At 57.4% G+C, this 16972-nt stretch carries 15 protein-coding genes; 6 read left to right on the top strand and 9 right to left on the bottom strand.

Translation table 11 applies throughout. The features are described from left to right. Positions 1-34 precede the first annotated feature (34 nt). Complete coding sequence (locus RBT76_12145) at positions 35-1192, bottom strand: hypothetical protein (GenBank protein MDX9858534.1); 1158 nt, start codon at positions 1190-1192, stop codon at positions 35-37. A gap of 371 nt (positions 1193-1563) precedes the next feature. Here RBT76_12145 and RBT76_12140 point away from each other — a divergent pair, with 371 nt between their 5' ends. Continuing rightward, positions 1564-2475: a hypothetical protein gene (locus RBT76_12140; GenBank protein MDX9858533.1), complete on the top strand. Its 912-nt coding sequence runs from the start codon at positions 1564-1566 to the stop codon at positions 2473-2475. A 76-nt stretch (positions 2476-2551) separates the two neighbouring features. On the opposite strand, the gene murQ is transcribed toward RBT76_12140, so the two are convergent. From murQ to RBT76_12100, 8 genes are all read right to left on the bottom strand, one after another. Further along, positions 2552-3466, bottom strand: a complete 915-nt coding sequence (gene murQ, locus RBT76_12135) for an N-acetylmuramic acid 6-phosphate etherase (GenBank protein MDX9858532.1) — start codon at positions 3464-3466, stop codon at positions 2552-2554. Positions 3467-3556: 90 nt separating this feature from the next. Then, positions 3557-4336: a hypothetical protein gene (locus RBT76_12130; GenBank protein MDX9858531.1), complete on the bottom strand. Its 780-nt coding sequence runs from the start codon at positions 4334-4336 to the stop codon at positions 3557-3559. A 118-nt stretch (positions 4337-4454) separates the two neighbouring features. Then, positions 4455-4685, bottom strand: a complete 231-nt coding sequence (locus RBT76_12125; GenBank protein MDX9858530.1) for a DUF2892 domain-containing protein — start codon at positions 4683-4685, stop codon at positions 4455-4457. A gap of 25 nt (positions 4686-4710) precedes the next feature. Continuing rightward, complete coding sequence (locus RBT76_12120; protein ID MDX9858529.1) at positions 4711-6012, bottom strand: hypothetical protein; 1302 nt, start codon at positions 6010-6012, stop codon at positions 4711-4713. Between the two features lie 19 nt (positions 6013-6031). Continuing rightward, on the bottom strand, positions 6032-6823 hold the full coding sequence (locus RBT76_12115; protein ID MDX9858528.1) for an outer membrane lipoprotein-sorting protein: 792 nt from the start codon (positions 6821-6823) through the stop codon (positions 6032-6034). Between the two features lie 40 nt (positions 6824-6863). Next, positions 6864-9209, bottom strand: coding sequence for an MMPL family transporter (locus tag RBT76_12110; protein MDX9858527.1), 2346 nt, complete (start codon positions 9207-9209; stop codon positions 6864-6866). 211 nt (positions 9210-9420) lie between these two features. Next, the gene (locus RBT76_12105; GenBank protein MDX9858526.1) at positions 9421-9639 is read right to left on the bottom strand and encodes a zf-HC2 domain-containing protein; all 219 of its coding nucleotides are present in this window, start codon (positions 9637-9639) and stop codon (positions 9421-9423) included. Positions 9640-9643: 4 nt separating this feature from the next. After that, a complete protein-coding gene (locus RBT76_12100) occupies positions 9644-10255 on the bottom strand; it encodes a sigma-70 family RNA polymerase sigma factor (GenBank protein MDX9858525.1) in 612 nt (203 codons plus the stop codon). Between the two features lie 396 nt (positions 10256-10651). On the opposite strand from RBT76_12100, the gene RBT76_12095 reads away from it, so the two are divergent. The 5 genes from RBT76_12095 to RBT76_12075 all read left to right on the top strand — a co-directional run bounded on the left by RBT76_12095 (position 10652) and on the right by RBT76_12075 (position 16641). Beyond that, positions 10652-11380: a hypothetical protein gene (locus tag RBT76_12095; GenBank protein ID MDX9858524.1), complete on the top strand. Its 729-nt coding sequence runs from the start codon at positions 10652-10654 to the stop codon at positions 11378-11380. 237 nt (positions 11381-11617) lie between these two features. Beyond that, complete coding sequence (locus RBT76_12090) at positions 11618-12592, top strand: endonuclease/exonuclease/phosphatase (GenBank protein MDX9858523.1); 975 nt, start codon at positions 11618-11620, stop codon at positions 12590-12592. 299 nt (positions 12593-12891) lie between these two features. Then, positions 12892-14361 carry a tetratricopeptide repeat protein gene (locus RBT76_12085; GenBank protein ID MDX9858522.1) on the top strand — a complete coding sequence of 490 codons (1470 nt, stop codon included), beginning with the start codon at positions 12892-12894 and terminating at the stop codon, positions 14359-14361. Positions 14362-14382: 21 nt separating this feature from the next. Further along, positions 14383-15408, top strand: a complete 1026-nt coding sequence (locus tag RBT76_12080; protein MDX9858521.1) for an NAD-dependent epimerase/dehydratase family protein — start codon at positions 14383-14385, stop codon at positions 15406-15408. Positions 15409-16086: 678 nt separating this feature from the next. Then, positions 16087-16641 (top strand): transposase, encoded by a 555-nt coding sequence (locus tag RBT76_12075; GenBank protein ID MDX9858520.1) that lies wholly within the window; start codon positions 16087-16089, stop codon positions 16639-16641. Positions 16642-16972: the final 331 nt, after the last annotated feature.

Below are 16972 nucleotides of genomic sequence, written 5' to 3'. Positions count from 1 at the left end.
GCCATGGGATCTGAGCGGACAATGTCAGGTTATCTTACTCGTCGTCGTCATCGTCGGACCCGTCGTCGCTGCCATCATCCCGACAGTCGAGTTTCCAGCGTCCCTGGAACCAGCCTCCGTCGAGACGCTGAGAGCTTTTGTAGTGACCTTTCAGCTCGCCGATAGGGACTTGTCCGGCGGAGTATATAGTGCCCTCGAATTTTCCTCCGGCGCGCCCGCGAGCTACATCAGACGCATTTTCATTGGGGTGCGGCTGATAGGTGCCGGCCAGGAGCCCTTCAAAGGAACCGTCACGGCTTATCCATTTGCCGTAGAAGACCCGCTCACCATTGGCATTCACACCGTACATGCCGTTGAGCCAGCCCACCACACGGCCGGCCTGCGAGATCCAGCGACCGCGGAAAACGCCGTTGCCCTGGTCATCGTGCCCCCACACGCCGGCCAGCGCTCCCTTGGGGCACCATTCGTACCGGAAGGCGCTGAATGCGACCTGATTGCCGTCGTCGAGGTCAACCACCGTATCGAGCGCCACAAGTTCGTTAAGCGTAAACGTCCGGCTGTACGGGCCGGTCGTGAATGTGACCGTTACCGGTTCCGGATCGGGCATAATCGTATCGATCACTATGACCTCGGTCGTATCTCCCAACGTGTCAACTACGTAGTCAATCGTGGTATCAATCACCGGGGACAGTCGTGGGACCAGCAGATCAGCGTCGATACCGTCATTGTGTACGGTCGTCATGGACACCCACTCGAGTAATGTGCGGTCGGTGCGCGGGACAATATAGTCCTGGGCAAGCTCAAAGCGGATCGCGCGCCGGATCAGCACGGCGCCCCGCGAGATCGTGAGGGAGCCCGTCCAGTCTGTCATGTCCGTCTCCGAAGTATCGAGCCGGAGATGGCCCCAGACGGCGCGAAAACGAAATACGCCGGCCGAGGGGTCGGACTCGAGCGCTCGCACCTCGGGGCTGTACGCCAGCGCATCGTCGATCTCCTGCTCTTCGGTCTCACTCGCCATCAGGGCGGGATCTCCAAAAGCGGGCGATTCAGACGTCGCGGTGAAGCCTCCGAAGTCTTCATCTATGCTGGTGGTCGGGGCGGCTTCGGAGTCGGTGCCTTTCTCCGAACAACCTATGGCCCAGACAAGCAGGAATGCGGCAAACAGCGGGAACAGGACTTTGCGGACCATCATATCTCTCCTTCAGCTTCTCCGGTTTTTGATATCAGGATCGAAGTATCGGTCACGGGATGGAGAGATCAATCCCCGTGCCAAGGGCGCGAAATCGCCATAACTCCCTGTTGTTCAGCTGAATACAGAGTCTCTATAACGGTTCGAACACGGGGGAAAACGTACGATTTGGTACACTGTGGACCGGTGGGAACATCTGAAAGCGGGTACCGGCCTTGACAGCAGATCGTAACGCCGTATATTGTTATGAATCCCACGAGGACGACTTCTCGCCGAATCTATGTACTTATCCTAATTGGAGCCTCTGCGTATACGACTCTCGCTCACGAGTCTCTGAATCGAGCACAACCGCTTATCGTAAGGGGAATCTGCGTATGGGTTCATATGCCTTCTTGCGCATCGGCGTGATCGTGATCGCGTGTTTTGTCGTCTTTGTCGCGAGCCCGACTTCTCAAACGCTCAGGCTCGATATTCGCGTCGATTCCGTGATTGCCGATATCGGTCAGACCAGCGTGCTGCTACCTGTGTATCTGGACAATTTCGAGGATACGGTTGCAGGATTTACGTTTTGGTTCCGGCTCGCCAGTCCGGATCTTTGTTCGCTCAGAACGGAAGTCGTGTCGCTTGGCACGCTCGTCGAATCCTGGCCGGCGCTGACGTGTCAGAGCGTGGTCGGAAATGGAACCGACGTCCGGGTCAGTGGCACGTCTGCTCCGATGGGATTCGAAAACGGGATTGCGCCGCAGAGCCAGGGCGCCCCGCTCGTGTATCTTGTGTTTGACGTGAAGGAACCATCGCTCTTCTTCCAGCTTGACAACGTGGATGTCGAGTTGATCTCTTCTTTCTCGCAGTGGTTCGGGGTCTGGGATCAGACGGGTCAATCCATAGGGGTAACTCACGACACAGTTCCGGATTCGAATCTCTACCGGTGCACTGTCTGGGACGGCGACGAGTGTGTTGACTGGCAGCAGGTCTCGCTTCCGCCGTACGATTCGGTTGAATACGTGGACCGCATCACCAGCGTACTCGACACCTCCGAAGTTCACATCGCAGGCGGGAATATCGATGTTGACGAGTTGCCGTGCGGCGACATCAACGGAGATGACCTGGTCGATCTCTCGGATCTCATCGCTCTCGTGGGATTTCTGTTTCTCAGCGGCGATCCGCCGCATTCGGCATGGGCAGCCAACGTCAACGGATCGCCGGATCAGGCGATTGACCTGTCGGACCTCACGCACTTCGTGAATCACCTGTTCCTTGGCGGGCCGGGCGTGCAGTGTTATTGACACGGCAAGAGGAAGTCGTGTGCGATGGGGCGGCTGTTCTGTGCCAGGGAACAGCCGCCTCTTTTATGTCATGTTGTTACCGCGAAACGCGACGGACGAAACCACCCGCATCGGAAAGCTTACGCTCCGCGACCTCTTTGGCGCAACCGTATTGCTTCATCACTATCGCGGTTTTGACCGATCCCCCCGCCTGCGCCAGAAGGTCGTTGGCATCAGGGAGCGAGATGTCGAATAAATCCATCAGTATCTTTCGGGACCGGGCGGCGAGTTTTTCCGACCGCACCTGCAAATCGACCATCAGGTTGCCGAGGGTTTTCCCCAGCAGGACCATCGCGGTGGTAGAGATCATGTTGAGCGCCATCTTCTGGGCCGTCCCCGACTTCATTCTAGTCGATCCGGTTATGACTTCGGGGCCGACCGGCAGTTCGATCAGAACGTCAGGCGTAATCTCCAACCGTTCGCTTTTGTTGCAGATAATGAATGCCGTCCGGCATCCGATCTCCTTCGCGTACGCCAGCCCTGCCAGCGTATATGGTGTGCGCGAGGAGGCCGCCAGTCCGATGACGAAATCTTGTGACCCCAGACGGTTTTGCTGCAGGTCGAGTACGGCGGCATCCTGCCGGTCCTCCACACCTTCCATCGACAGCACCAGAGTCGAGTATCCTCCGGAGATTATGCCCATAATCTGCGATGGATCGGTGCCGAACGTGGGGGGACACTCGGCGGCGTCGAGAACGCCCAGCCGACCCGATGTTCCTGCGCCGATATAGATGACGCGTCCGCCTCGGCTGAGAGTTTCGGCGAAAAGCTCCGCCGCCCGGGCGATACTCGGAAGTGCCTGCTCCACGATGCCCGCGACTTTTTTGTCTTCGTCGTTGATTATCCTGACGATCTGTTGGGCCGAGAGAGTATCGATATCGACCGTCATCGGATTGGACTGCTCGGTGGATAGACGGCCGAGATGTTCGATCAGTTTTTCGAAATCAGACATAGAGGGAAACTAGATACTCGCCGCGATTCAGCCAACAAAAAACCCACCCGCGTCGTGCCGCGGATGGGCCTTTTCACGCATTCGTTTCCGTTACGGCTGGACTGCGGACCGCACGCTATCGCGCCGGCTGACAATCAGCACGCCAAACCGGCCGGTAAGATCATCGCTGACCGCGATATTGTCGCCGAACTGGGAAGGAATCGGAGCCGGCAGCAGCGCCGACGTGAGCGCCGAATCCGGCGAACCGGTCATCGCATACACGAACAGGTGATACCAGCCGGTGTCCGGGTTAAGACCATCACTGAGCACAAACGCCTCGGAAGGTATAGTCCCGGCGTTTGCCTGCGCGCTGGCCGCCAGGATGCTGTATCCCCATCCGGCGTAGGTGGAATCGCGATGAACCGCCGAAAGAACGTACCCACCGGCATTGGCGGCGCCTGTCCATTCGAGCTGCACGTTACCGATCGGTTGCAGCAGCCGAAGCGCCGGGTCCGTAATCAGGATCGAGAAACTGTCTGCCGACTGCACCAGCAGCGTATCTGCAAACGCGCTGCTATCCTGAAGAATGACCGACAGCACCTCGTTGACGTACCCCTGCACGGTGTCGTCGACAAACGAATAAATGGAGTCCAGGCCGAGACTCATGTCGGCGTAGGGCAGCGTCGTGTTATCGATTTTTATCGTTGCGCCGGTGTAGATGCTGTCGTTGCGCTCGATGCGCACGACGACAATCGTAGAGTCGCGGTCGAGGTCGACCACCATGGCACCGGTGAGCCGATACGCACTGATCGTCGGCCCCGTACCCCGGCTGTTACAGCCGGATAAGATGGTCAGCGCCGCCAACAGAAGAAGGCCGGCCGACCGTTTCATAATGGAACTTGTAACCATATTCCCTGTATCGGATAAACAAGGCCTCCGATTTACAGGTTTCCGGCGGTTCCTCTACGAATCGGCCGGGACCATACAAGATTCGTGCTGCTTGCCGCCGTTATCGGCTCGGCTCGGGACTGGACTTGGAACCAGTCCCGCGATTCGACCCGAAAAACAGCTTCTTCAGGATGATTTCGGCCGGACAGAACCCCGTCAGCGACGACTGCACCAGATTGAATCCGACGAATGCTGTCAGCAGAAGCCACCAGGGGGAAACAAAGTAGTACAGCGCCAATGAGAGCAACACCAGCGTGCCTGCCAAGAGGCGAATAGAGTTTTCGAGCGACATATACAGGCTTTCCTTCGGTTTCACGTTAGAATCCGTACGTCAATTTGGCATATATGTTGTCGTTTCGCTGGAACTGACCGAATTCGCTGGCTTCATACTGTCCATCAAAGATATTCGCGCCTATCGCCAACGTCACTTCGTCCGTGTATTTGTATTCAGTCAGCAGCCGCAGGTACGCATCTTCGTCGGTGGGCGAGTAGAACAAAAACGCTTCCAGCAATATCAGTTCGGAGTTTACCAGTTTGCGAATACGGGTGGTCAACAGGTGCCGCGCTTCATCGCGTACCCAGCCAATGACTTCGCCGCTCGACTGGTCCCTGAACCCGTCGAGGTACTTGTCATAGTCGAACATGTAGTCGACCTGCCACTGCAGGTTGATTGTCAGGTTCGTGGCTACCTGTCGTTCATACCCGGCCAGGCCAACAACCGACGAATTTGGCATCAGCGGATTGTCGTCGTCCTTGTCCTGCCGCGAATCATAGTATCCGGCTTCGACCCAGAGGATACCGCCTATGGCGGTGCCCCGGAGCGACGCTCCCCAGAGATTCAACTTTGGATAGACGGGCATGGGGAATACGGTAGTATCAATCATCACCATCCGTACTCCGAGCGGGTTCTTATAGAAGCCCTTGTAGAAGTACAGGGCTGCCGAAAACGGGCCCATGGTGCGCTGGAATCGGGTCGCAATCTCGCCGTTTTCGAACTTCGGCTCCGGAGTCGGCGGGTCGAAATAGTAGGCCGGGCTCAATCCGGTGCCGACGATTCTCCGGTCAAACGGGCTGTAGTAGCTCAAACGGTCTCCGGTCGGCAGCCGGTTCGGCTCGAAGCGTGGAGTCCACACGACCGAGAAACTGCCCAGAGAATTGTAGTATTCCGCGCGCAAGGCGTTCTGAGGCGCCTTGAGATACTGGTCGTCACGGCCCACAAAAAATGACCGGTAGTCCTTGGCGAAGACGTCGTTGATAAAAATGAGGTCGCCGGTCCCCCAGGTCAGGATCTGGCGGCCCGCCTTGACGTCGATATTGCTGCCGATACGGAATTTGAGGTAGCCTTCACGGAGTTCCCAATCGTAGTCGGCCGTATCGGCGCCATCCCAGAAAAAATCCAATCGCCCGAAAACCTCGGCGTTGTCACCGAAATGCTCGACCCGGAGTTGCATTCGGGTCTCCGAGGCGGTTTGCTCCGTGGCGGTCGGATTGTTCTGATCGAGTCGTCCACCCCACAGTCCCTGCAGGAATCCGTGCAGGCTGACGTCGGCCTGCCCCGGGGAGGCTGCCGCTGCGAGCAGCAGCAGCCCGAATGCCGTAGTCTTCACGATACGTTTCATGAGTACCCTCCCCGGCAAACTACTTGATAAACTCGCGCGGAGGGTTCTTCAGGTAACGTTCGGTAAACAGGTCCGCGTTCAACCCGACGTTGTAGTCAATTGACGAAAACGTTACGATAGTATGGCTTCCCTTTTCGAGGTTCTCCATTTTGCGCGTCGTCATGGTCGTGAATCCGTCGACCTCTTCAATTGCGACGGAGGTGAAACGGCGAACCAACTCTGCCTTCTTACTGAAGTATTCCTCCTGCAGCGGAAGGTAGGTAGCTTGATCGATGTAAGATACTTTCTTGGAGAAACTGTCCTCCTGTTTTGGAACCGATTCCACGACCCAGACCTTCTTGCCGTCAAGTTCGCTCTCGCCGGTCAGCGTGTGGGTGTCGACGCTCCAGTGACGCCCGGACACGTCCTCATAGGAGAAGTCAGACCCGACGAAACTTGAACTCTTGTCATCGGCGGAAATCGGACGCCCCAGGTCCACCGTCGGAACGTAGATCCAGCGCAGATCGTTACCTTCGGCATTCTTGTGCACCATGAAAGTTGTGCGCGCGACATCCGACGGCTTTTTGAAGTATGTGTAATACATCTGATTACCGCCATCCTCGTTGTCGAGACGAAGCATGGTGAATTCGCGCTCGCGTTCTTTACCCGACTTGCTGACCAGGGTCATGGTGACCTCGGCAACACCGTCATCGCCGGCATAGTAATATGCCATGTGGGACTTCTTCATGATGTCATCGGCGGTATGCTGCGCCGAGGCGGTTGATCCCAGCCAGAAGAGTCCAGCCATCACGAGGACTATGGATTTTGTCATGCCTTTCATCGTTGGTTCCTTTCTATTCGTATTCACGTTTTCAGCTTACCTGGGCCGAGGTGTCCGCGTGCGTATGGGCAGGCGAGCCCTTCCCCGGTTTAAAGAGACCCTTCTTGAAGGTCAGGGTAATCGACGGCAGCAGCAGCATCGTGACCAATCCTGAAACGAGCATGATGGCCAGGAAGAAGCTGCCGACCGTGATATAGGGGACGAGATCGGAGAAAAGCATGGGTACGAATCCGATTGCGATGACCAGCACGTTGCGGCTGATCGCCCGTCCCGCACCCTCAAAGATCTCGTGATAAGACTGGTCGAAATCGTTGGTTCGTTCGTATATCATCCGCATTCGCTGGATGAAATGAATGGCAAAGTCGATTGACAGCCCCAGCGTCAACGCCGATAGCACGGCGACCGGCATGTCGTAGGGCTTTCCGATGTAGCCGATAAAGGCGTAGATAGCCATGATCGTGATGGTCAACGGCAGCATCGAGATGAATCCCCACTTGATGGAACGGAAAAGGAAGATCATCATGATGAGCACTACCAGGAACGAACTGGCCAGCGACGAACCCATGCCGTGAACCATCTTCTCCTGCCAGAAGATGTTGATATACGGCAGGCCGCTCCATTGGACCTCCACGCCGGGCGGCGGCGGGTTGGATGCGATGTAATCGTTGGCGCGCCTAACGACCTTCGAAACCGCCTGGTTGTCACCGTCGGACATCTGCACCCAGAGGTTGGCTTTGTTGTACTCGGGCGTGACGAACTTGAACAGGTCGTCCGGGTCGCCGCCCGACATCTCGAACAGGAACAGCAACTGTGCGATCTCGTCGGAATTGTCGGGCAAGGAGAGCTTCGAAGAGTCAGCACCATACAACTCGTAACGGACCTTCTTGATGATGTCCGGCAGGCCGGTGGTTGCGCCGACTATCTCTTCCTTCTCGAGATCACGCTGGATGTTTTCAATGTACCGTTCGACTTCCGGGTCTTTCATCCGGTCGTCGTCGTCTGCCGTAAAGACGAGAAAGTTCATGTAGGTACCGGCAAGGTGTTCGTTCATGGCCACGTCGGCCTGGCGAATCGGATGCGACTGCTTGAACCACTTGACCGGGTTGTCGTTGACGACGATCATATTCAAGCCGATGGCCGCCAGAATGATGACGACAGCCGAGCCGGCGACTACCGCCCGGTAGTGGCTGCGCGCAAACCCTCGGAAGCCGTGCATGATCCTCGACAGCACCCCGTGTTCATCGTCGACTGCTCCGAAGTTGCGCAGGGTTTTCGTTGAAATGAGCATGGCGATCGCCGGGTTCAACGTGAGCGAGAGGAACCAGGCGACGATGATGCCGAAGGCGACATAGATGCCAAACACCTGCACGGGGGGAATCGGCGTGAGCGCAAGCGATGCGAACCCGGCAACAGTCGTCAAGGACGTGAACAGCATCGGCATGAACAACTCGCCGATCGAATGCCGGATGGTTGCGTCCTTGTGTTTGTAGCGCTTGTAATGGTCGTGAAACTCGGAAATGATGTGAATCGAGTTGAGCACCGAGATTGGAATCAGAAAGATCGGGATCATCGACGACATGATATGCACGGTGTTTCCGTTGAGGATGAGCAGTCCCATCGCCCACACCACCGACATGATCGCCACGATCATCGGCGCAATGATGATCTTCAGTTTTCTGAAGAAGATGAACAACAGCAGCATGATGATGATCATGGCGGCCGGGGCCGAGTACGCCATCTGGGAGAACATCTCGGCTCCGAACGAATCCTGGGCGACCGGAAGGCCGGCGATGTGATAGGTGTAGTTGCCGCCGAGACGCCCCGTAATCTCCGTGATCTGGCCCGCCACGCGGTAGCTGATGTCTTTTGATTCTATAGGTACAAATATGGCTATCGCCTTGCCGTCATCGGACGCCAGCTTACCGCGAAGGATCGGGTTGTCTTGAATGCGAGAGAAAATGTAATCGGCGGCCGCCTGGGTTTCGATTTCCTCACCCATCAACGGCTCTATGATCAATACGCCGCCTTCGCCCTGCCTGATATCGTCAACCGTCGATGGCGCCATGATGTCGCGCGTAATCACGCCGTCGATATCTTCGATTTCTGCGGTGATTCTGTAAATGCGATTGAGCAGGTCCGGAGTGAACGCGCCGCCTGGCGCTACCACGCCCACCGCAATGAAGTCGTACAGGGCGAAATCAGCCTTCACGTTCTGATAAAACACGCGCACCGGCTCTTCGGTCGGAAGCATGTTCTCAGGATCAGTGTCAATCTTGATATTGGGGAACTGCATCGCGAAAAACGCCGTGACGATGACGGCGAGTCCGATGACAATCCAGGGACGTTTGATTGAAAACTCAGTGAGCGCCTGTCTCATTCGGGAAACCTTTCACCTGATTTGTTCCAGCATTTGCCGACTTAGACAGGCCGAGCGGGAAAATGATTCAGGATTTGTCGCCCGGGACTTCGGCCATGATCCAGGCCATCTATACGTAGAGTGACCTGAACCCGAATTCCATACCGGGGATCGCGCTTCGGCGCAAGGCTGAAAAGAAGGGGACGGGATGCGAATGGGAGTTAAAAACAGCTCAGGAGTGGCCGAACTTCTTGTCCCATCGAGCCTTAAGGAGGCCAATCAGCTTTGCCTCGATGGCTGGGGGAAGCTTCTCTTCTTTCCCTTCGCGGCAAAGGTGCACCGTCTGCCGCATCGTGTCGACCATAATCCTGCAGTTGTTGCACTGACCGATATGCTTCTCGATCTCGTCACAAAGCTCCGACGGCATCTCACCGTCGATAAAATCAGCCAAGCCGCTAATGAAATTTTCGCACTTTCTCGCCATAATTCGCCTCGAACCGTTTGGAGAGGAAGTCGCGGAGCGCCAGTCGAGCCCGTAGGATACGGGACTTGGTGGCGGCTTCGGACTGGCCGATGGCGGCCGCAACCTCTTTGACTGACATCTCTTCGACATAACGCAGTAAAAATGCCTCTCGATACACGAACGGTATCTCTGCCAGACCCTCTTCGACCAGGCGGGTGATCTCCGCCGCTTCGAGCTCCGTATGCGGATCACGCCAGTCGAACAACGCTGCATTCTCCAGCGGGTTCGGCCCGCTCGATGTGCCTGCCGGGAGGTACTCCTCAAGCGGTCTCAGGTCGGCCTGTCGCCGTTTCGCAAACATCGCCCGTGCCTGATTTAACGCAATACTGGTCAACCAGGTACCAAATGACGCCTCACCTCGAAACTGGTCGATCTTGTCAATCGCCTTGAGAAAGGTCTCCTGTACGATGTCGTTCGTATCCTCGGGGTCGCCGGTCAACTTTCGAACGAACGCGTACAATTTGTCTTTGTGCGCGTTGACCAGTTCAGTAAACGCCTCAAAGTCTCCGGCCTGAGCCCGCCTGACAATTTCAATTTCACTCATTTGATTTCATTATAGCCAATCCGATTCAGGAAAACCCCAAAAAACCCGCGTCGTCAGAAATCGTCGCAGAAACGTTTCCGCTCGGGCATCGCGCTTGAACAAATCCTTCCGCAAGCTATGCGGAAGTTAGACAAAAGCGTAGTGAAATGGTCCAGTAAGTCTTTGATAACTGGTTGTCTCACGAACTATTCGCAAAAACAGCGAGTTTCGGAAAAAAAGATGAAGAATCCGTCTGGACTTGAAACTTCTTTCTCATTATCTTGGTTACCGTAAGTAGCAGCCGGCACTGCATCGGGATCCGACAACTGGCTGCTCTTCCGTCCCGTGCCGTTCCCCTCCCCCCCGGCTCGGGACGTTTTTTATTAATCCTTTTTCGTGTTTGCGCCGGTGTCTTTAATGTGGACCATCAGACTCGATGCTTGCGCCCCGCCGCACGCCGACTATCTTATAGTGTTTGCGATGTCTGTTCTGGAGGGAGCGAAAACAGAGAGGACGAAGATGAACAACACGGTGACCTCGCGGTTGCTCGCCATCGGGGCAATCGCAGCATTGTTTCTGGCCGGCTGCACTTCGGACAACACGGCCGACAAGCCGGCATCGCAGTCGGCGGCGTCGGCTGCTGATACCACGGCGTACGTTGCTGCCGCAACCGGCACGACGGTGGCCGGGGTTACGTTTTATCCGGACCAGACTTGGACCGACCTCGGTCCGTCCGGTATGCGCGCGGCGGATTTCTGCCTGAGCGCAGTCGACGGTGAGATGGACTCGGCGACCGTGAACGTGTTTTATTTCGGACCGGATCAGGGCGGCGGCGTACAGGACAACATCGCGCGGTGGGTAGGGCAGATGGAGCTCGCCGACAGGAGCGAACCTTCGATGAGTACGCTGGAGGTCGACGGTATGACCGCTCATGTCGTGCAGGCGATCGGCTCGTACAACGCGTCGATGGGCGGTCCGATGTCCGGCAACACCGTGGCAAAGCCGAACTACCGGATGACCGGTGTCGTGCTCGAGGGTCCGCAGGGGAACGTCTTCTTCAAGCTGACCGGTCCCGACAGGACCGCGGCGATGATGACGTCGCAGTTTCTCGGTATGATCCGCGCGATACAGAAGGAGTCGATGTAGACTCCGCCACAATCGATATTCTTTGGAGGGAATGCCCGTGGTAATCGCCACGGGCATTCCTTTTTGTCCTCGCACCTGATTTCTCCTCGTGCCGCACTTGACTCCACCGGCACGATCTCGTAGGTTGCTTTTCGCGGGGGACAACATCCGAAGGACATCGCACGCATCAATCACACGCCACTTGCGGATAATTCCGCGTTCGGGTTGGGGTGGCGACAGACTCATACGAGGTGAGTTATGAGCACCTATTACGTCGCATGGTGGAATCTGGAGAACCTGTTCGACGTCAACAATGCGCCCGACCGCCCGGCGTGGCTGCAGGCGGAACTCAACCGCGAACTCCAGGGGTGGACCAAGACCGTGCGGGATCGAAAAATCCGTCAACTGTCGAGCATCATCTGCCGATTGAACGGGGGCGTGGGGCCGGACCTGCTGGGCGTCTGCGAGGTCGAAAACAAGACGGTGATGGAACTGCTGGTCCAGTCGCTGGGCCCGCTGGGGCGCGCCTACCGTGTTGCGCACCACGACGCATCGGACCTGCGTGGTATCGACGTCGGCTTCATTTACGACAGCGCGTTGTTTACCGCCGAAGAGGAGTTTTTTCACGTCATCCAGAAACGCACCGCGACCCGTGACCTCTACCAGGTGAATTTTCGCACGACGGCCGGCAATCTGCTGATCGCGATCGGCAACCACTGGCCGTCGCGATCGGGCGGGGAGTGGGAATCCGAGCCGTACCGCATCATGGCGGCCGAAACGCTCGCGTACTGGCACGAGCGGATTACCGAGATTGTCGGCACCGACGCTTCCGTACTGGTCATGGGCGATTTCAACGATGAACCGTTCAACCGTTCGATGACGAACTATGCGCTCTCGGGCAACATTCGAACAAAAGTCACGATGGCGCGAACGCCCCGTTTCCTGAATCTGATGTGGCCGTTTCTCGGAGAGGCGATCGGCACGCACTATTTTGAAAACTTTCCGAATGTGCTCGATCAGGTCCTTGTCTCGAAAGGGTTGCTGACCGGGGGCAGCGGCCTGACCGTTCGCGCATCGGTTGACGGTTCTTATCCGGTTGCCATCGAGCGATTTCCGGAGATGACAGCAAGCGGCGCTTATCCTTCGCCGATTCGATTCGGAAGACCGTCGTCGGGTTACAATCCCGATGGTTACAGCGATCACTTCCCGATCTCGGTTTCGGTGACAGAGTAGGCGGGCACGGATTCGATGACATTGCCATGACATTCGGATCGCCGGTTGAACTCGCCCGGGGCTAATCCATTGCAACTCATGGAGGTGATTGCCCGTATTAATGTTGTATTGTGTGGTCCACATAGGATAGCTTCGTGTTGCTGTGTCAGCAGCGCGCTCAGGTTGCTCTTGTATATTCCGGGGCAGCGTTCTATGTTGGGGCGCACCGAACGACCGACGACGACGGTTGCCCGCGATCCGGACTGGATCGTTGCGGCGGGAACCGGCAGCTGTCGGGACGTCTGGAAAGGGATGATAGAATGCGACCACAGCGTACCTTGATTGTCGTCATCGGCATTTGTCTGACGCTGGGGGTGTTGGGATGCGGGGGCCGCGACGACGGCACCATGCCGATCACGACGTCTTCGGATGCAGCCCGTCGGGAGTATATCGAGGGCCGTGCGCTCCTGGAGAAGCTCCGAGCGCAGGAGGCGATTCCGCACCTTGAACGTGCCGTGAAGGCCGATCCCGGATTCGCGATGGCGCATTTGATGCTCGCGAACGCGCAGCAGACCCCAAAGGAATTCTTCGCCAGTTTTAATCGCGCGGTGTCGCTGCTGGACAACGTGAGTAAGGGCGAGCAACTGGTGATTCTCGCGACGCAGGCGGGGGTGAACGGCGATTCCCGCAAACAGAAGGAGCTGTTCGAACGCCTGGTGGAGCTGTATCCGCGTGACGTTCGGGTGGCGGCGCTTCTGGGCAACTACTACTTCGGGCAGCAGGATTATGAGCGTGCGGTCGCGGAGTACCAGAAGGCCGAGCAGATCGACCCGGAGTACTCGCCGATTTTCAACCAGATGGGCTACGCCTACCGCTACCTCGGGCAATACGACAAGGCGGAAGAGGCTTTTCAGCGGTACACATCGCTTATTCCCGACGATCCGAATCCGTACGATTCGTACGCCGAGTTGCTGTTGAAGTCGGGCAAGTTCGACAGGGCGATCGAGACGTATCGCAAGGCGCTCGAGATCAGTCCTGAGTTCGTATTCTCGCATCTGGGGATTGCGAGCGCGCTGCTGCTGCAGGGGCACGCGGACTCGGCCCGGCAGCAACTGCGCACGATGCTGGAAGCATCGGCCAACGACGGTCGTCGTCGCCAGGCGCTGACCGCGCTGGCGGCGAGCTTCATTGACGAAGGCAATTTCGATTCCGCGCTGGTCTATCTCGATCGACAGCTCGAGCTCGGCAGAGCCAGTCACGATTCCAGCGCCATGGCGGGCGATCTGCTTCTTCTGACCAGTGTGCATATCGAGATGGGCGATTTTGACACGGCGGCGCGGCTGCTGGAGACGGCAGGGGAGTGTATTCGCAACGCCGACGTTTCCGACCAGGTCAAGGAGAACAGCGCGCTTAACGGATACTATTTCGGCGCACGGATCGCGGTCGGGCGCGGCGACTTCGACACTGCCCGCAGGCTCCAGGGGGAGTACGCCACGTGGACGCGTCGGACGCAGAACCCCGGACTGGCGAGGATATCGCACGAGTTGTCCGCCATCATCGCGCTGGCCGAAGGGCGGTATGAGGCGGCGATAACCGACCTGAAACAGGCGAACCTCTATAGTCCATACAATCTTTACCGTCTCGGGCAGGCGTACGAAGGACTGGGCAACATGCTCGAGGCGCGGTCGTGGTATCATAAGGCCGCGCACTTCAACGAGACGATGGGTCCGGCCTACGCGTATGTCCGGCAGAAAGCGCTCGCGCGCGAGGCGGCGCTGTCGTCGTCTTAGCTTCCCGGGACGGACTCCGCCATGAATGTCTTCGTGATCGGCGGCACCCGGTTCATGGGGCCGCACGTTATCCGGATACTGCACGCCCAGGGGCACCGGGTCATGGTCTATCACCGGGGCGAATCCCGCACCAGGCTGCCCGAGGGTGTCGAACACATACACGCCGACCGCAGCAGAATCGGCGAGCATGTGTCCGAGATCGGGCGATTCGCTCCCGATGTCGTGCTCGACATGATCCTGTTGACCGAGGCGGAGGCGGTGCGCACGGTCAACGCGCTGAGCGGCCGAACCGACCGCTACGTGGTCGTCAGCAGTGTCGACGTCTATCGCAACATGGACCTTCTCCGCATGAAAGACGAAGGCCCGGTCGTCGCCGGGAGACTGACCGAGGATTCGCCGCTTCGCCGGAATTATTATCCGTATCGCGCCGACGTCAGAGACAAGTCCGACCGGATGTATGACTACGACAAGATCCTCGTGGAGCGCGTCGTGACCGGACAGGACCGGCTGAGCTGGACGGTTCTCCGTTTGCCGATGGTGTACGGTCCGAGCGACCGTCAGCACCGATTGTTCGACTACCTCAAGCGCATGGACGACCGTCGGCCGTTTATCCTGCTCGACGAACGGCAGGTACGCGCGCGCTGGATACGCGGGTATGTCGAGAATGTCGCGCAGGGGATCGTGCTTGCGGTCACCGATGATCGCGCGACCGGACGTGTCTACAATGTCGGCGAGCCGGAAGCGCTCACCGAACGCGACTGGATCAAGGCGATCGGCCGCGCCGCCGGATGGAACGGCGAGATTGTCGGTGTACCCGAAGAGCATCTCCCACGACATCTCAAACAGCCGCTCGATTATCGGCATCATCTGGACGCCGACAGCAGTCGCATCAGACAGGAACTCGGCTATACGGAGCCGATCGACCGCGCGGAGGCATTGTGTCGCACGGTCGAATGGGAGCGCGTGAGTCCGCCGGATGCGATCAAGGAAGAGGATTTCGACTATCGGGCCGAAGACGCGGCGTACCTGATGTCGCGGATGGGGTGAGGAGCTTTTCCCAGGCTGAAGCCACTGTCGGATGTATCCGCCTCTGGCGGAAAGCATCCGACAGAACGGTCCCAGACAGGTTTTTCATCGTACAAGCCTGACCGCGTGTGAGTTACGGGGAAATGGGTTTGTTTTGTCATTTTTATAGGGACCCATTTTTTTTCTTTTCCTCCAATCTTGATATCCGGCAGGGGAATAACCCATGTTTGAGCGGGTATTTGACGATCTGTCGCGATACACAAGTGCCATCGTTTTTGCGCCTCGTGTGAGAGGAGTCTTTACCAAGGGGGGCCGGGCATTTTTTCCATCGAAGTGGTAGGGAAAGTGTGGGGGAGGGGTTGGTTCGCCGTGACCAAGGTCACGGGCACGAGGATCTTGTGTTTGGGAGGTGGGTTCGCCGTGACCAAGGTCACGGGCACGAGGATCTTGTGCTTGGGAGGTTGGTTCGCCGTGACCAAGGTCACGGGCACGAGGATCTTGTGTTTGGGGGGTTGGTTCGCCGTGACCAAGGTCACGGGCACGAGGATCTTGTGTTTGGGAGGTTGGTTCACCGTGACCAAGGTCACGGGCACGAGGAACGAGGGGACTGTGCAGACTTGGCAGTAGTCAATCGTTCGGCGATTTGCGATGTGCATGTGATTGAGTTTTCATGAGCAAGCGTGTAATCGGTGGAAGGAGATGAAGCGAAAGTACTACAACATCCAAGGGCACTTGCATTTTCTCACTTTCTCGTGTTTTCAGCGAAGACAGTTGCTGGTCGATCCGTTGCTGTGCCGATGGCTGGCCGACGGGCTCAATCGGTGTCGGACGATGAGTTTGATTCGCGTGTATGCATACGTGTTCATGCCGGAGCACGTTCATTTGATGGTCCATCCGATCAACGAAGTATATTCGATCGGAAACATTCTCCGGCACATCAAGGAGCCGTTCGCCAGGCGGGTGAATGCGCACTGGGAGAAGACTGAACCCGACACGATTGCGAGCATCCGCGTGCAAGTCGGAGAGAGGTCGGTACGACGATTCTGGCAGGCGGGGGGAGGATTCGATCGCAATATCACCGATTACGATTCGGCAGTCCGGACAATCGAGTACATTGAGAACAACCCGGTCAGACGGCAATTGGTCACGAATCCCACAGAATGGGCGTGGTCCAGTGCCGCGGCACGTATCGGGAAGGGCAACGGTACTGTCATATTGGATGAATTTCGCCCGGACATTCTGGGTAGCGACTGACGGTCTCGTTGTGGCTCGTGCTTGTGCCCGTGACCTTGGTCACGGTTGGATCTCCGTGACCAAGGTCACGGGCACGAGGATCTTGTGCTTGGGAGGTTGGTTCACCGTGACCAAGGTCACGGGCACGAGGATCTTGTGCTTGGGGGTTGGTTCGCCGTGACCAAGGTCACGGGCACGAAGATCTTGTGTTTGGGAGGTTGGTTCACCGTGACCAAGGTCACGGGCACGAGGATCTTGTGCTTGGGAGGTTGGTTCACCGTGAACAAGGTCACGGGCACGAGGTTCTTGTGTTTGGGGGGTTGGTTAGATCGGAAGAGCGTCGTGTATGGAA

This window comes from Candidatus Zixiibacteriota bacterium, assembly GCA_034003725.1.
Lineage (GTDB): Bacteria > Zixibacteria > MSB-5A5 > GN15 > FEB-12 > WJMS01.
This window is presented reverse-complemented; position numbering and strand designations above follow the sequence as displayed.

Bases quoted from the DNA above. Each gene is read 5' to 3' on its own strand.
- RBT76_12125 (MDX9858530.1), bottom strand. From the start codon at position 4,685: ATGTCGCTCGAAAACTCTATTCGCCTCTTGGCAGGCACGCTGGTGTTG.
- RBT76_12080 (MDX9858521.1), top strand. From the start codon at position 14,383: ATGAATGTCTTCGTGATCGGCGGCACCCGGTTCATGGGGCCGCACGTT.
- RBT76_12100 (MDX9858525.1), bottom strand. From the start codon at position 10,255: ATGAGTGAAATTGAAATTGTCAGGCGGGCTCAGGCCGGAGACTTTGAG.
- RBT76_12110 (MDX9858527.1), bottom strand. From the start codon at position 9,209: ATGAGACAGGCGCTCACTGAGTTTTCAATCAAACGTCCCTGGATTGTC.
- murQ (MDX9858532.1), bottom strand. From the start codon at position 3,466: ATGTCTGATTTCGAAAAACTGATCGAACATCTCGGCCGTCTATCCACC.
- RBT76_12085 (MDX9858522.1), top strand. From the start codon at position 12,892: ATGCGACCACAGCGTACCTTGATTGTCGTCATCGGCATTTGTCTGACG.
- RBT76_12090 (MDX9858523.1), top strand. From the start codon at position 11,618: ATGAGCACCTATTACGTCGCATGGTGGAATCTGGAGAACCTGTTCGAC.
- RBT76_12140 (MDX9858533.1), top strand. From the start codon at position 1,564: ATGGGTTCATATGCCTTCTTGCGCATCGGCGTGATCGTGATCGCGTGT.
- RBT76_12145 (MDX9858534.1), bottom strand. From the start codon at position 1,192: ATGATGGTCCGCAAAGTCCTGTTCCCGCTGTTTGCCGCATTCCTGCTT.
- RBT76_12130 (MDX9858531.1), bottom strand. From the start codon at position 4,336: ATGAAACGGTCGGCCGGCCTTCTTCTGTTGGCGGCGCTGACCATCTTA.
- RBT76_12120 (MDX9858529.1), bottom strand. From the start codon at position 6,012: ATGAAACGTATCGTGAAGACTACGGCATTCGGGCTGCTGCTGCTCGCA.
- RBT76_12115 (MDX9858528.1), bottom strand. From the start codon at position 6,823: ATGACAAAATCCATAGTCCTCGTGATGGCTGGACTCTTCTGGCTGGGA.
- RBT76_12095 (MDX9858524.1), top strand. From the start codon at position 10,652: ATGTGGACCATCAGACTCGATGCTTGCGCCCCGCCGCACGCCGACTAT.
- RBT76_12075 (MDX9858520.1), top strand. From the start codon at position 16,087: ATGAAGCGAAAGTACTACAACATCCAAGGGCACTTGCATTTTCTCACT.